This is a genomic window from Nocardioides sp. P4_G4, assembly GCF_056401085.1.
Map to the genome: position 1 here is coordinate 1 of NZ_JBFUKA010000041.1, position 14,525 is coordinate 14,525.

Annotated in this window: 13 protein-coding genes; 2 read left to right on the forward strand and 11 right to left on the reverse strand. The window is 72.8% G+C overall.

Annotated features, from left to right (window positions below; translation table 11 throughout):
• Positions 1-55: 55 nt before the first annotated feature.
• From argH to argC, 9 genes are read right to left on the reverse strand one after another with little or no spacing between them, the layout of a single operon-like run.
• On the reverse strand, positions 56-1,486 hold the full coding sequence (argH, locus tag AC1DQF_RS11090) for an argininosuccinate lyase (RefSeq protein WP_477525278.1): 1,431 nt from the start codon (positions 1,484-1,486) through the stop codon (positions 56-58).
• Positions 1,486-2,916 (reverse strand): argininosuccinate synthase, encoded by a 1,431-nt coding sequence (gene argG, locus AC1DQF_RS11095; RefSeq protein WP_477525279.1) that lies wholly within the window; start codon positions 2,914-2,916, stop codon positions 1,486-1,488. The genes argH and argG overlap by 1 nt, the downstream gene beginning before the upstream one ends.
• Position 2,917: 1 nt before the next feature.
• On the reverse strand, positions 2,918-3,463 hold the full coding sequence (locus tag AC1DQF_RS11100; RefSeq protein ID WP_477525280.1) for an arginine repressor: 546 nt from the start codon (positions 3,461-3,463) through the stop codon (positions 2,918-2,920).
• Positions 3,460-4,383, reverse strand: coding sequence for an ornithine carbamoyltransferase (argF, locus tag AC1DQF_RS11105; RefSeq protein WP_477525314.1), 924 nt, complete (start codon positions 4,381-4,383; stop codon positions 3,460-3,462). The genes AC1DQF_RS11100 and argF overlap by 4 nt, the downstream gene beginning before the upstream one ends.
• The gene (locus AC1DQF_RS11110) at positions 4,380-5,567 is read right to left on the reverse strand and encodes an acetylornithine transaminase (RefSeq protein WP_477525281.1); all 1,188 of its coding nucleotides are present in this window, start codon (positions 5,565-5,567) and stop codon (positions 4,380-4,382) included. The genes argF and AC1DQF_RS11110 overlap by 4 nt, the downstream gene beginning before the upstream one ends.
• On the reverse strand, positions 5,564-6,505 hold the full coding sequence (argB, locus tag AC1DQF_RS11115) for an acetylglutamate kinase (protein ID WP_477525282.1): 942 nt from the start codon (positions 6,503-6,505) through the stop codon (positions 5,564-5,566). Before argB ends, AC1DQF_RS11110 begins: the two co-directional genes overlap by 4 nt.
• Positions 6,502-7,653: a bifunctional glutamate N-acetyltransferase/amino-acid acetyltransferase ArgJ gene (gene argJ / locus AC1DQF_RS11120; RefSeq protein WP_477525283.1), complete on the reverse strand. Its 1,152-nt coding sequence runs from the start codon at positions 7,651-7,653 to the stop codon at positions 6,502-6,504. The genes argB and argJ overlap by 4 nt, the downstream gene beginning before the upstream one ends.
• Positions 7,650-8,192 carry an ACT domain-containing protein gene (locus AC1DQF_RS11125; RefSeq protein ID WP_477525284.1) on the reverse strand — a complete coding sequence of 181 codons (543 nt, stop codon included), beginning with the start codon at positions 8,190-8,192 and terminating at the stop codon, positions 7,650-7,652. The genes argJ and AC1DQF_RS11125 overlap by 4 nt, the downstream gene beginning before the upstream one ends.
• Complete coding sequence (gene argC, locus AC1DQF_RS11130) at positions 8,189-9,217, reverse strand: N-acetyl-gamma-glutamyl-phosphate reductase (protein ID WP_477525285.1); 1,029 nt, start codon at positions 9,215-9,217, stop codon at positions 8,189-8,191. Before argC ends, AC1DQF_RS11125 begins: the two co-directional genes overlap by 4 nt.
• A gap of 52 nt (positions 9,218-9,269) precedes the next feature.
• On the opposite strand from argC, the gene AC1DQF_RS11135 reads away from it, so the two are divergent.
• Positions 9,270-10,055, forward strand: coding sequence for a hypothetical protein (locus AC1DQF_RS11135; RefSeq protein WP_477525286.1), 786 nt, complete (start codon positions 9,270-9,272; stop codon positions 10,053-10,055).
• Positions 10,056-10,095: 40 nt separating this feature from the next.
• Positions 10,096-10,905 carry a maleylpyruvate isomerase N-terminal domain-containing protein gene (locus AC1DQF_RS11140; protein WP_477525287.1) on the forward strand — a complete coding sequence of 270 codons (810 nt, stop codon included), beginning with the start codon at positions 10,096-10,098 and terminating at the stop codon, positions 10,903-10,905.
• 15 nt (positions 10,906-10,920) lie between these two features.
• Here AC1DQF_RS11140 and pheT read toward each other — a convergent pair whose 3' ends face one another.
• On the reverse strand, positions 10,921-13,404 hold the full coding sequence (gene pheT, locus AC1DQF_RS11145; RefSeq protein WP_477525288.1) for a phenylalanine--tRNA ligase subunit beta: 2,484 nt from the start codon (positions 13,402-13,404) through the stop codon (positions 10,921-10,923).
• A 12-nt stretch (positions 13,405-13,416) separates the two neighbouring features.
• Entirely contained in the window at positions 13,417-14,514 is a 1,098-nt protein-coding gene (pheS, locus tag AC1DQF_RS11150) for a phenylalanine--tRNA ligase subunit alpha (protein ID WP_477525289.1), read from the reverse strand.
• Between the last annotated feature and the right edge of the window lie 11 nt (positions 14,515-14,525).

The window sequence follows — 14,525 nt, forward strand, 5'->3', positions numbered from 1 at the left end:
ACCGAGGAGGAGCGGCGCCACCTCGTGGACCGCTCCCCCCAGCAGGTCGTGCAGGTCAGCCGAGCCGCTCACGGTGGGCGGCCACCTGGCCGGTGAGCTCGATGAGCTGGTCGCGGACGCGGTCCGGGGCGGTGCCGCCGCGGCCGGTGCGCGACGCGACCGACCCCTCGACGCTGAGGACCTCCCGGACACCCGGTCCGAGGTCGGGCGAGATGGCGGCCATCTGCTCGTCCGTCAGCTCGTGCAGCTCGACGCCGAGCTCCTCGCAACGGCGTACACAGGCACCGGCCACCTCGTGGGCGACCCGGAACGGGACGCCTTCGCGGACCAGCCACTCGGCGACGTCCGTGGCGAGGGAGAAGCCCTGCGGCGCGAGCTCGGCCATCCGGGCGGTGTTGAACTCCAGGGTGGCGACCATCCCGGTGAACGCGGGGAGCAGGACCTCGAGGGTGTCGACCGAGTCGAAGACCGGCTCCTTGTCCTCCTGGAGGTCCCGGTTGTAGGCCAACGGCAGGGCCTTGAGCGTGGTCATCAACCCGGCCAGGTTGCCGACCAGCCGGCCGGCCTTGCCCCGGGCGAGCTCGGCGATGTCCGGGTTCTTCTTCTGCGGCATGATGCTCGACCCGGTCGACCAGGAGTCGTGGAGCCGCGCGAAGTCGAACTCCCGCGTGGTCCACAGGATGACCTCCTCGGCGAGCCGGGAGACGTCGACGCCGATCATCGCGGTCACGAAGGCGAGCTCGGCGACGAAGTCGCGTGCGGCGGTGCCGTCGATGGAGTTGGCGCTGGACCCGGTGAAGCCGAGCTCGTGCGCCACCGCAGTCGGGTCCAGCCCCAGCGAGGAACCCGCCAGGGCGCCCGACCCGTACGGCGAGTCGCCGGCGACCCGCGCGTCCCAGTCCGCCAGCCGCGACACGTCGCGCAGCAACGGCCAGGTGTGCGCGAGCAGGTGGTGCGACAGCAGCACCGGCTGCGCGTGCTGGAGATGGGTGCGCCCGGGCATGATCACGTCGAGGTGGCCCTGAGCCTGCGCGACCAGGGCGTCGACGAGGTCGAGCACCTGACCCGCGACCACCCTGGCGTGGTCGCGCAGGAACGCCTTGAACAAGGTGGCGACCTGGTCGTTGCGGGAGCGACCGGCCCGGAGCCGACCTCCGACGTCGGGGCCGACCTCCTCGAGGAGCAGGCGCTCGAGCGCCCCGTGCACGTCCTCGTCGGAGGGGTCCGGGTGCAGGGCGCCGGCGGCGTACCTCTCCCCCAGCACCTGCAGGCCGCGCGTCAGCTCGGCGTGGTCCGGGTCGGTGAGGAGACCGGCGCCGTGCAGGGCGTTGGCGTGGGCGCGCGACCCGGCCAGGTCGTACGGGGTCAGGCGCCAGTCGAAGTGCGTGGAGCGCGACAGCGCCTCGAGCTCCGGGGACGGACCGGAGGCGAACCGGCCGCCCCACAGCGCGCCCTGGTTGGTGGTGCCGCTGCCCTGCTCGGCCATCAGTCGGTCCCGACGTCCATCGCGGCGTGGTCGAGCGCCTCGTCGTCGAGCTGGTCGGCCCCGTTGCGGCGCGCGATCCGGTCGGCCCCGCCGGGCTCGATCTCGCCGAAGAGGTTGCCGTTCTCGACCAGGACGTGGCCCTGGTCCTGGGGCTGGCTCGCGTACTGCTCGAGCTTGGCCCGCGAGTCGGCGATGTCGAGGTTGCGCATGGTCAGCTGGCCGATGCGGTCGGTGGGACCGAAGACGGCGTTGTCCGTGCGCTCCATCGAGAGCTTGTCCGGGTGGTAGGAGAACGCCGGCCCGTCGGTGGCCAGGACGGTGTAGTCCTCGCCGCGACGCAGCCGGATGGTCACCTCCCCGGTCACCAGCGAGGCGATCCAGCGCTGGATGGACTCGCGCATCATCAGCGCCTGCGGGTCCAGCCAGCGTCCTTCGTACAGCAGCCGGCCGAGGCGACGGCCCTCGTGGTGGTAGTTGGCGATGGTGTCCTCGTTGTGCACCGCGTTGAGCAGCCGCTCGTAGGCGATCCAGAGCAGTGCCATGCCCGGGGCCTCGTAGATCCCGCGCGACTTGGCCTCGATGATCCGGTTCTCGATCTGGTCCGACATCCCCAGTCCGTGCCGGCCACCGATCTCGTTGGCCTTCATGACCAGCGCGACCGGGTCGGCGTACGACGTGGCGCCGATGGCGACCGGGCGGCCCTGCTCGAAGCGGATGGTGACGTCCTCGGTGGCGATGTCGACCGCCGGGTCCCAGAACTTCACGCCCATGATCGGCTGGACGGTCTCCAGGGACACGTCGAGGTGCTCCAGGGTCTTGGCCTCGTGGGTGGCGCCCCAGATGTTGGCGTCGGTGGAGTACGCCTTCTCCTCGCTGTCGCGGTAGGGCAGTCCCCGCTCGGTGAGCCACTGGCTCATCTCGGTGCGGCCGCCCAGCTCGTGCACGAAGTCGGCGTCGAGCCACGGCTTGTAGATGCGCAGCTCGGGGTTGGCGAGGAGGCCGTAGCGGTAGAACCGCTCGATGTCGTTGCCCTTGAAGGTCGACCCGTCGCCCCAGATGTCGACGTCGTCCTCGTGCATGGCACGGACCAGCATCATGCCGGTGACGGCGCGGCCCAGGGGCGTGGTGTTGAAGTAGGCGCGGCCACCCGAGCGGATGTGGAAGGCCCCGCAGGCCAGGGCGGCGAGCCCCTCCTCGACGAGCGAGGTGCGGCAGTCGACGGCGCGGGCGATCTCGGCGCCGTACTCCACCGCACGGCCGGGGACACCGGAGATGTCCGGCTCGTCGTACTGGCCGATGTCGGCGGTGTACGTGCACGGGACGGCGCCCTTGGCGCGCATCCAGGCCACGGCCACCGAGGTGTCGAGGCCTCCGGAGAAGGCGATGCCGACGCGTTCGCCGACGGGGAGGGAGGTGAGGACCTTGCTCATCTCAGAAGTCTTCCTTTGCAGGTTGGGGGGATTTCGTGTCGTGGTGGGCCAGGCGCAGGAAGCGTTGGGCGAGCGCCTCACCGCCGGCCGCGTCGCGTCCGATGACGAGCACGGTGTCGTCGCCGGCGATCGTGCCGAGCACGTCGCCGAGATCGGCCTTGTCGAACGCGCTGGCGAGGAACTGGGCTGCCCCCGGCGGGGTGCGCAGCACCACCAGGTTGGCGCTCGCGTCCGCGCTGACGAGCAGCTCCCCGCACAGCCGGGACAGCCGGTCGAGGGCCGCGGCCGTCTCCCGGGTCGCGCCCGGCGACCGGTCCCCGCCCTCGGCAGGGACGGCGTACACGAGGGAGCCGGACGCGCTGCGGATCTTGACCGCGTCGAGCTCGTCGAGATCGCGGCTCAGGGTCGCCTGGGTGACGTGCACCCCGCGGCCGGCCAGCAGCTCGGCCAGCTCGGTCTGCGAGCGGACGTCGTGGTGGGTCACGAGGTCGATGATGCGCTGGTGCCTCGCGCTCTTGGTGGTGGGGCTGGTCGCGGTGTCGTTCATGCGCGCTCCAGCAGCCAGGCCAGGATCGCCTTCTGGGCGTGCCGACGGTTCTCCGCCTCGTCCCAGACGACGCTCTGCGGACCGTCGATCACCGCAGTGTCGATCTCGGTGCCACGGTAGGCGGGCAGGCAGTGCATGACGATCGCGTCCTCGTCGGCGTGGGCGAGCAGCTCGGCGGTCACGGAGTACGGCGTGAAGAGGCGCAGCCGGTCGGCCGCCTCCTCCTCGCGGCCCATCGACACCCACGTGTCGGTGACGACCACGGCGGCGTCGGCGGCCGCGACGGTCGGGTCCCGTTCGAGGGTCACCGATCCGCCGGTCCCCCGGGCGATCTCGCGGGCCCGGGCCACCACGGCGGCGTCGGGCTCGTAGCCCTCGGGAGCCCCGACCGTGACGTGCATGCCCGCGGTCGCCCCGGCGAGGACCCAGGAGTTGCCCATGTTGCAGGCCCCGTCGCCGACGAACGCCACCCGGGTGCCGGCCAGGGTGCCGACGTGCTCGCGCACGGTCTGGAGGTCGGCGAGGAGCTGGCAGGGGTGGAACTCGTCGGTCAGCGCGTTGACCACGGGCACGCCGGCGTACGCGGCCATCGTGACCAGGTCCGTCTGGTGGGCCGTGCGCCACACGATCGCCGCGGACTGTCGGCCCAGCACCCGGGCGACGTCCTCGACCGACTCGCGCTCCCCCATCGCGGCAAGGCCGCCGTCGACCGTCATCGCGTGCCCGCCGAGCTCGACGATCCCCGCCGAGAAGGACACCTGCGTGCGCAGCGTGGGGCGATCGAAGACCATCGCAACGGTGCGGGGGCCGTCGAGCGGACGGAGGGCGAAGGGGTCCGCCTTGATCGCGGCCGCGAGGTCGAGGACCTCGGCCTGCTCCGCGGGGGTGAGGTCGTCGTCAGCCAGCAGGTGCCGCATCAGGCTCCCCCTCCCGTGTCCGTCCGCGCGCCCGCGACGATGCCGCCGAACGCGGCGGCGAAGGCCTCGACGTCGGAGTCCGAGATCACCAGCGGAGGGACGAAGCGCAGCGTGGCCGGCCCGGTCGCGTTGAGCAGGTAGCCGGCGTCGCGCCCGGCGTCGACCACCGCGGCGGCGTCGTCGGCGTCGAGGTCCGCGGCCAGCATCAGGCCGTGGCCACGCACCTCGGTGACGACCGGCTGGTCGGCCAGCGCGTCGGCGAGCCGCTTGCCGACGTGCTCGACGTGCTCGAGGAGCCCGTCGCGGTCGATGGTGTCGAGCACGGCGAGGGCGGCCGCGCAGGCGACCGGGTTGCCGCCGAACGTGGTGCCGTGGTTGCCGGGCTGGAGCAGGCTGCCCGCGTCGCCGAGGGCGATGGTGGCCCCGATGGGGATGCCTCCACCCAAACCCTTGGCCAGGGTGACGACGTCCGGGGTCACTCCCCCGGCGAACGGCAGCTGGTGGGCGAACCAGGCTCCGGTGCGACCGATGCCGGTCTGCACCTCGTCGAGCCACAGCAGCGCACCGTGGTGGGAGGTGATCTCCCGGGCCGAGGCGAGGTAGCCGTCGGGGGCCACGTGCACGCCGGCCTCGCCCTGGATCGGTTCGAGGACGACGGCCGCGGTCTCGTCGGTGACCGCGGCGGCGAGCGCGGCCTCGTCGCCGTACTCCACGAACGTGACGTGGCCCGGCAGCGGCTCGAAGGGTTCGCGGTAGGCCGCCTTGGACGTCAGGGCCAGCGCACCCATGGTGCGCCCGTGGAAGCTGCCGGTGGCCGCGACGAGGTGGGTGCGTCCGGTACGCCGGGACAGCTTGAGGGCGGCCTCGTTGGCCTCGGTGCCGGAGTTGGAGAAGAAGACCCGGCCCGGTGCCTCGATGAGCTCCAGGAGCCGCTCGGCGAGGGCGAGCTGCGGCTCGGAGGCCATGAAGTTGGAGACGTGTCCCAGCGTGCGGAGCTGGGTGGTGACGGCCTCGACGACCGCCGGGTGGGCGTGGCCGAGCGCGTTGACGGCGATGCCGGCGAAGAGGTCGACGTACTCGCGACCGGTGTCGTCCCAGACGCGGACGCCCTCGCCACGCGCGAGCTTGAGCCGCGGCGTGCCGAAGGTGTCCATCAGGGCGCCCTCGTAGCGGTCCTGCCAGCTCATTGCTTGACCTCCGGGGTCGTGTGCGCCTTGCGCAGCCTGGTCTCGACGCCGGGCAGCACCTGGGTGCCGACCCCCTCGTCGGTGAAGATCTCGAGCAGCACGGCGTGCGGCTCACGCCCGTCGACCACGGTGGCCCGGGGCACCCCGCCCCGCACGGCCTGGAGGCACGCGGTCATCTTGGGGACCATGCCGCTCGCCAGCGACGGGAGCATCTCCTCCAGCGACTCGGGGCTGATCTCCTGGATGACGTCGTCGCTGTGCGGCCAGTCGCGGAACAGGCCCTCCACGTCGGTCAGCACCAGCAGCTTCTCGGCGTCGAGCGCGATCGCGAGGGCCGCGGCGGCGGTGTCCGCGTTGACGTTGTGGACCTGCCCGTTCTCGTCGGGCGCCACGCTGGAGATCACCGGGATGCGGCCGGCCGCGACGATGTCCTGGACGGCCTCGGGCCGCACCTTGGCCACCTCGCCCACGAGACCGAGGTCGACCTCCTCGCCGTCCACGACCGTGTTGGTGGCCTTGGCGGTGAACAGGCCGGCGTCCTCGCCGGAGAGACCCACCGCGAGCGGCCCGTGCTGGTTGATGAGGCCGACGAGCTCGCGCTGCACCTGGCCGACCAGCACCATGCGGACGACGTCCATCGCCTCCGGGGTGGTCACGCGCAGTCCGCCCCGGAACTCCGAGGTGATGTCGAGACGCTTGAGCATCGCGGAGATCTGAGGGCCGCCGCCGTGGACCACGACCGGCTTGAAGCCGGCGAAGCGCAGGAAGGCGACGTCCTCGGCGAAGGCGGCCTTGAGGGTGTCGTCGGTCATCGCGTTGCCGCCGTACTTCACGACGATGGTGCGGCCGTGGTAGCGCTTGAGCCACGGCAGGGCGGCCGCAAGGGTGCGTGCCTTGGCGGGGTCGGGACGGTTGGTGGAGCTGTTCTCGGTGGTCATGAGCTGTACGCGCTGTTCTCGTGGACGTAGGCGTGAGTCAGGTCGTCGGTCCAGACGGTGGCCCGGGCGTCGCCGGCCTTGAGGTCGATGGTGACGCTGACCTCGCGGCCGGTGAGGTCGACGGTGGCCGGGTCCTCCGCCGGGGTCGAGCGCCGGCAGACCCACACGCCRTTCATGGCGACGTCGAGGTCGGCGGGGTCGAAGGCCGCGTGCGTCGTCCCGATGCTGGCGAGCACGCGGCCCCAGTTGGGGTCGTTGCCGAAGACGGCGGCCTTGAAGAGGTTGGAGCGGGCGACGCTGCGCGCCACCTCCACCGCCTCGTCCTCGGAGGCGGCGTTGAGGGCCGTGATGGCGATCTCGTGGTCGGCTCCCYCCGCGTCCTTGAGCAGCTGCATGGCGAGGTCGGTGCAGGCCCGGACCAGGGCTTCGGTGAAGTCGGCCGGGGTGGGCGTGATGCCGCTGGCCCCGCTCGCCATCACGGTGACGGTGTCGTTGGTCGACATGCACCCGTCGGAGTCGAGGCGGTCGAAGGACACCCGGGTCGCGGCCCGGAGGGCGGCGTCCAGGTCGGCGGCGGGGACGACCGCGTCGGTGGTGAGCACCACCAGCATCGTGGCGAGCTGGGGGGCCAGCATCCCGGCACCCTTGGCCATCCCGCCGATCGACCAGCCGGCTCCCTCGACGACGACCTGCTTGCTGACCGAGTCGGTGGTCATGATCGCCTCGGCCGCGGCGGTCCCGCCGTCCTGGCCGAGCGCCGCGTGGGCGGCGTCCACGCCCGCGAGGAGCGCGTCACGGTCGTTGGCGAGGCCGATGAGGCCCGTCGAGCAGACGACGACGTCGATGGCCCCGACACCCAGCCGCTCGGCGACCCGCTCGGCCACCGCGTGCGTGGTCTGGAAGCCGTCCGGCCCGGTGTAGCAGTTGGCGCCACCGGAGTTGAGGACGACCGCCCTGACCGTGCCGTCCTTGACGACCTCCTGGCTCCACAGGATCGGGTTGGCCTTGCACCGGTTGGCGGTGAAGACGGTCGCCGAGTCGAAGGTCGGCCCGGCATTGACGACCAGGGCCAGGTCCTTGCCTCCGCTGGTCTTGAGACCGGCCTCGACACCGGAGGCGGTGAAGCCCGCGGGGTGGGTGGTGGTCACTTCTTCGTCCCTCCCGGGGTCTTGCCGCGATCACGTCGGGGACGGTCCCGGCCCTTGTCCCGGGCGGGCTTGGCGGGGACGGCCTCGGTCACGGTGTGGCCGCGTCGCCGCCACGCCTCGGCCGCCTTGCCGGCATCGACGAGCCGGACCATCACCCAGTCGGTGTCGAAGGTGGACAGCGTGTAGACCGGGATCTCCGCCTCGGCCAGCGGCGTGAGCAGGCCGGCGAGGATGCCGATGGCGTCCGGGTCGAGCGGACCCGCGACCTGGAAGGCCGTGAGCGGCTTGATGCTCGGGGTCTTGGTGGGCACCGAGCGCGTGGCGCACACCAGGCTGGTCTCGGTGGCGGTGGCGGTGATGGAGAACAGGGTCGCGGACTCGGCCCACTGCGGGAGCTCGGCTCCCGGCCCGAGGCGCACGATGGCGAGCTTCTCGGGGAACCTGAGCAGGGTGAGCGTCGGGCCGCCCTGCTGGGCCACCTCGTCGGTCGGCTCGTCCGTGGTCTGGTCGCTGGTCTGGTCGCTGGTCTGGTCGCTCATGGTGCGAGTCCGATCGTGGAGAGCCCGGTGGTCTCGTCGAGGCCGAGCGCGAGGTTGAGGCACTGCACGGCGGCGCCGGCGGTTCCCTTGGCGAGGTTGTCGACCACACCGACCGCGACCACGCGGCGTACGGCGGGATCGACGGTGACCTGCACGTGGACGGCGTTGGAGCCGAGCACGGACTGGGTCTGCGGCCACTGGCCGTCGGGCAGGACGTGCACGAACGGCTCGTCGGCGTACGCCGCGAGGTAGGCAGCGCGCACCTCGTCGGCGTCGGCGTCGCGGGTGAGCGGGGCGGACACGGTGGCCAGGATGCCGCGGGCCATCGGGACCAGCAACGGGGTGAAGCTGACGCGCACGTCGCCGTCGTGCACCCGCCCGAGGTTCTGGGTGATCTCGGGGGTGTGGCGGTGCACTCCCCCGACGCCGTAGGCGCTGGCGCTGCCCATCACCTCGCTGCCGAGCAGGTGCGGCTTGGCGGCCTTGCCGGCACCCGACGTACCGCTCGCGGCGACGACGCTGATGTCCGGCTCGACGAGTCCCGCCGCGAGTGCGGGCGCGATGGTGAGGGTGGAGATGGTCGGGTAGCAGCCGGGCACCGCGATGCGCCGGGCGCCGCGCAGCTGCTCGCGCTGGCCGGGCAGCTCGGGGAGGCCGTAGGGCCACGAGCCGGCGTGGGTGCCTCCGTAGAAGCGCTCCCAGACGGCCGGGTCGGTGAGGCGGAAGTCGGCGCCGCAGTCGATGACGACCACGTCGTCGCCGAGTGCCTCGGCGATGGGTGCGGACTGGCCGTGCGGCAGGCCGAGCACGACCACGTCGTGGCCGGCCAGCGTCTCCGCGGTCGTCTCCTCCAGGACCCGGTCGGCCAGCGGCAGCAGGTGCGGCTGGAGGCTGCCCAGCGTCTCGCCGGCGTTGGATCCGGCCGTCAGGGTGCCGATGCGGGCATCCGGGTGGCCCAGGAGGAGGCGCAGCGCCTCACCCCCGGCGTACCCGCTGGCACCGGCGACGGCGACGGAGAAGGTCATATGCATGACCATACATGTCTATGCATGCCCATGCCTCACTAGGGTCTGCGCCGTGGACATCGCCCTCGCCGAGCACCTCGACCTGCTGGACCTGCACGGACGCGCCGCTGTGGCCAGTCTCGCGCAGCTCGGCCCGCATGACACCGTGCCACCCCGGGGCGTCCCGGCGTACGCCGCGACCCTGGAGCACTGGTCGACGCTGGAGATCTGGGCCTGGACCCTGGAGCACCCCGGTCGGCACTGGAGCGAGCGCGAGGACCCGACCGCCCCGGGTGGGCACCCCGAGGTCGTGGCGGCGATCGCCCGGGAGATCACGCACCTGGAGGAGCTGCTGCTCGCGGCCGGACCCGACGCGGGTCTCGACTTCTTCGGACGGCCCGGAACGAGCGCGGAGGTGGCCCGGCTCCTGGCCCACGAGGCGATCAGCGTCGCGCACGCGGCCAGCATCGCCGCCGGCCGGGCGGCCCCCGCGCTGCACCCGTCCGCCGCCGCGGACGGGATCGACCGGGCGCTCGAGCACTGGGCGGAGCCGGAAGCCGACGTCGCGTGGCACCCGCGTCCGGCCCTGCTGCGCGCCACCGATGCCGGGCAGGCGTGGCCGGTCTCCTTCGGGCAGGACCGGCGGGGCGACCTGGGAGCCCTGCGGTCGGGGGACGCGGCCGAGCCGGTCGTGGTGGTGGAGGGTCCGGCCACCGGCCTGCTCTGGTGGCTGCACGACCTCCCGGGTGGCGAGGGCGTCGCGGTCAACGGCGACCCGGACGCCCTCCGGACCCTGCGCCTGGCGCTGGACCACGACGTGGAGCCGGTCCCGCGCCGCCGTGGCCGCTGGCGTCGATAACGGGTGTCGCGGCGTCGGTGCAGGCGCCTACGTTGGTGCGATGACGCGACTGACGCCCGAGGACTACCTCGACCACATCCGCTCCGAGTCCACCCGGTTCCGCGCCGTCCTCGCGGACTGCGACCCCGGCGCCCGGGTTCCGTCGTGCCCGGACTGGGACGCGGCCGACCTGTTGTGGCACCTCACGAAGGTGCAGCGGTTCTGGGCGGGGCGGGTCGTGGACCGACCCGCGGAGCCCACCGAGGGCGAGGAGGCCTACGACGTCGAGCGACCCTCGGACCACGGCGACCTCCTGGCCGCCTTCGACGTCGCGAGCGCGGCTCTCGTCGAGGCCCTGGAGGGCATCGATCCAGCGGCCGAGGCCTGGACCTGGTCCGACGAGCACACGGTCGGCTTCATCCTCCGCCGGCAGGCCCACGAGGCGCTCGTCCACCGTGTCGACGCCGAGCTGGCCGCCGGCGCCCCGTCCGAGGTCRATGCCCGGCTCGCCGCCGACGGCGTGGCCGAGGTCATCGACGTCATGTACGGCGGGTGCCCTCCGTGGGGCTCGTGGGAGCCGCTCCCCCATCGCATCCGCCTCGACTGCACCGACACCGGTGACGAGCTGTGGGCCCAGCTGGGGCTCTTCAGCGGGACGGACCCCCGCAACGGCGACGTCATCAGTGGCGAGGAGGACTGCCACCTCGTGGAGGCGCCGGAGGACCTCGAGCCCGACGTGGTCATCGACGGCCCGGCCGCCGCCCTCGACGCCTGGCTCTGGCACCGKGGCGGCGAGGCCGACCTGTCGATCGTGGGTGACCGGGACGTGCTCGACCGCTTCCGCGCGATCGTGGCCAACCCGATCAACTGAGGACCCAGCAGGTCCTCAGCGCTGCACGGCCCCCGTGCGCTCGGCGGCGCAGCGGACGGCGGCGTCGCGCGCCGCGGCGGACTCGCCCTCCTTGAGGGTGCGGTCCGGGGCCCGGAAGCGCAGCGCGAAGGCCAGTGACTTCTTCCCCTCGCCGACCTGGGCGCCCGTGTAGACGTCGAAGAGCCGGATCGACTCCAGGAGCTCGCCGGCTCCCTCGCGCAACGCCGCCTCCACGTCGGCCGCGGTCACGGTGTCGTCGACGACGAGGGCGACGTCCTCCTTGGCCACCGGGTAGCCCGAGAAGCTCGGGGCGGGACGCAGGTGGACCGCGTGCTGGAGCAGGACGTCGAGGTCCACCTCGGCGGCCACCGATCGCGCCGGCAGCCCGAAGTCCGCGCACACCCGCGGGTGCAGCTCGCCGGCGTGACCGACCACGACGTCGCCGAGCAGCAGGGCTGCGCACCGACCCGGGTGCCACGGCGCGGTCGCGGCGGGCTGCACGGCCAGCTCGAGGCCGAGCTCCTCGGCCACGGTCCGCACCGCGTCGACCGCGTCGGACCACGCCACCGCGCGCCCGGGGCCCCACCAGCCTGCCTGCTCGTGCTCACCCGTGGCGACGAGGCCGAGGTGCAGCGGCTGGTCCGGCAGGGCCTTGTCCAGGGCGTCGAGCTCGGCGTCGGTGGGGCGCCGGTCCACCGGCAGGATCGGCGCCGGGGCCGTGGCCCGGGGCAGGGTCACCGACGCCGCCTCGAAGATCGCCAGCGACGCCGTCCCGAGTCCCACGTTCTTGCCGGCCGTGCGCAGCAGGGCCGGCAGCAGGGTGGTCGTCATCCCCGGCGCCTCGCTGCTCAACGGGTTGGACAGCTGCAGCGTCGTGCGCCGTGGGTCGTCGGCAGCCAACCCGAGGGCGTCCAGGTCGGCGTCGCCCACGAACGGGAACGTGACGACCTCGACGTACCCGGCGGCGGCCATGGTCCGACCCACGCGGCGTCGCAGCAGCTGGGTGCGCGTCAGGCCCCGTCCACCGGGTGCCTGGGGAAGCACCGACGGGATCGTGTCGTAGCCGACCAGGCGGATGACCTCCTCGGTCGTGTCCTGCGGGTCGGTGAGGTCGGGGCGCCACGGCGGCGGCGTGACCTCGAGGGTCCCGCTGCCGGAGACCTCGCAGCCCACCGCGCGGAGGGCCTCGACCGCCCTCTCCTCGCTGATGTCGAGGCCCGAGACGCGGGCGGCCCGGTCGCCCGACACGGTGATCACGGCCATCGCCGGCGGCGTCCTCACCACGGTGACGCCGGGGTCGACCTGCCCACCGCCGTACGTCGTGAGCAGCTCGACGACCCGGTCGGCCGCGGCCTCGCAGATCGTGGCGTCGACGCCGCGCTCGTTGCGCTTGCCGGCCTCGGAGGTGATGCGGTGCCGACGCCCGGTGCGGAACATCGACGTCGCGTCCCAGTGGGCCGCCTCGACCAGGATGCTCGTGGTGGTCGCCGACATCTCGGTGGTCCGGCCACCCATGACACCGCCGAGGCCGATGATGCCCGAGTCGTCGGTGACGACCAGGTCCTCGGCCGACAGGGTCCGCGCGGTGCCGTCGAGGGTGGTGAGCCGCTCGCCCTCACGCGCACGGCGTACGACGAGTGGTCCCTGCAGCAGGTCGGCGTCGTAACCGTGGATCGGCCGCCCGGTCTCGAGCATCACGTAGTTGGTGACGTCGACGGCGAGCGAGATGGGACGCATGCCGGCCGCGGTGAGGCGCTGGGCGATCACGTCCGGCGTCGGCGCGGTCGGGTCGAACCCGGTGACCTTGCGGGCCACGAAGACCGGGCAGCCGGCCTCGTCCTCGACCACGACAGGATGACCGGCGTCGTTGGCGGCCGGGGTCCCACGCAGCGCCGGGTCCCGGAAGCCGGTGGCTCCGTCCACGGAGACGAGCACCTCGCGGGCGATACCGCGCAGGGAGAGGGCGTAGGCGCGGTCGGGGTTGATCTCGAACTCGATGACCTCCTCGTCGAGGCCGAGCACGCCGCGCACGTCCTGGCCGGGGGTGCCGGCGTCGGCGGGAAGCACGATGATGCCGTCGTGGTCGTCGCCGAGGCCCAGCTCGGCGGCCGAGCAGATCATCCCGCTCGACACGTGCCCGTAGGTCTTGCGCGCGGAGATCTCGAACCCGCCCGGCAGCACGCCACCCGGCAGCACGACGACGACCAGGTCGCCGGGCGCGAAGTTGTGGGCGCCGCACACGATGCCCTGCGGCTCACCGCTCCCGTTGGCGTCGCCGACGTCGACGGTGCACCAGTTGATGGTCTTGCCGTTCTTCTGCGGCTCGGGCTCCATGGTCAGCACCCGGCCGACCACGAGCGGGCCGGTGATCTCGGCGCCGGGGCTGTGGATGCCCTCGAGCTTGAGGCCGGTCAGGGTGAGTCGCGCGGTGAGCTCGTCGGTCGTGACGTGGTCGGGCACGTCGACGTACTCGGTGATCCAGGACAGGGGGGTCTTCACGAGGGGTCCTTCTCAGATCTCGGAGCCGAAGGCGGAGGAGAAGCGCACGTCGCCCTCGAAGAGCGGGCGCAGGTCCTCCAGGGTGTGACGGAACATGAAGCTGCGGTCGATGCCCATGCCGAAGGCGAAGCCGGAGTAGGCCTCCGGGTCGATCCCGCACGCGACGAGCACCCGCGGGTTGACGACGCCGCAGCCGCCCCACTCGATCCAGCCCTCGCCGCGGCAGGTGCGGCACGAGGCGCTGTCGACGCCGCGGCACACGAAGCACCGCACGTCGACCTCGGCGGACGGCTCGGTGAAGGGGAAGTACGACGGTCGGAACCGGGTGTCGATCCCGTCGCCGAAGAGCTGGGAGGCGAGGTGGTCGAGCGAGCCCTTGAGGTGCGCCATGGTGATGCCCTCGTCGATGACGAGGCCCTCGACCTGGTGGAACATCGGGCTGTGCGTCGCGTCGTACTCGTCGGTGCGGAACACCCGACCCGGGCAGGCCACGTAGATCGGCGGCCTGCGGGTCAGCATGGTGCGCGCCTGCACCGGGGAGGTCTGGGTCCGGAGCACGACGTGGTGGTCGGCGGGCTCGGTCCAGAAGGTGTCCTGCATGGTGCGGGCCGGGTGGTCGGGACCGAGGTTGAGGGCGTCGAAGTTGAGCCACTCCGCCTCCACGACCGGTCCCTCGGCGATCTCCCAGCCCATCGCCACGAAGATGTCCGCGATGAGCTCGGACTGGAGGGTGATCGGGTGCCGGCTGCCGCGCCGGGTCCGGCCGGTGGGGAGCGTGACGTCGACGGTCTCCTCGACCAGCATCCGCTCCTCGTGCTCGGCCTCGAGCTGCACCTGACGCTCGGCGAGGGCCTTGTTGACCGCACCCCGGGCCTGACCGACGCGCTGCCCGGCGTCCTTGCGGGCCTGGGGCGGCAGGGCGCCGATCTCGCGGTTGGCGAGGGCGAGGGGCGAGCGGTCGCCGACGTGCTCGAGCCGAACCGTCTTGAGGTCCTCGAGGTCGGTGGCCGCGGCGATGGCCGCGACGGCCGCGTCGCGCATGGCCTCGACCTCGTCGGCCTTCAGCGGGGTGACCTCGACGGGGTCGTACTCGGTGTTGGGGCCGGACATGGCTCCCTTTC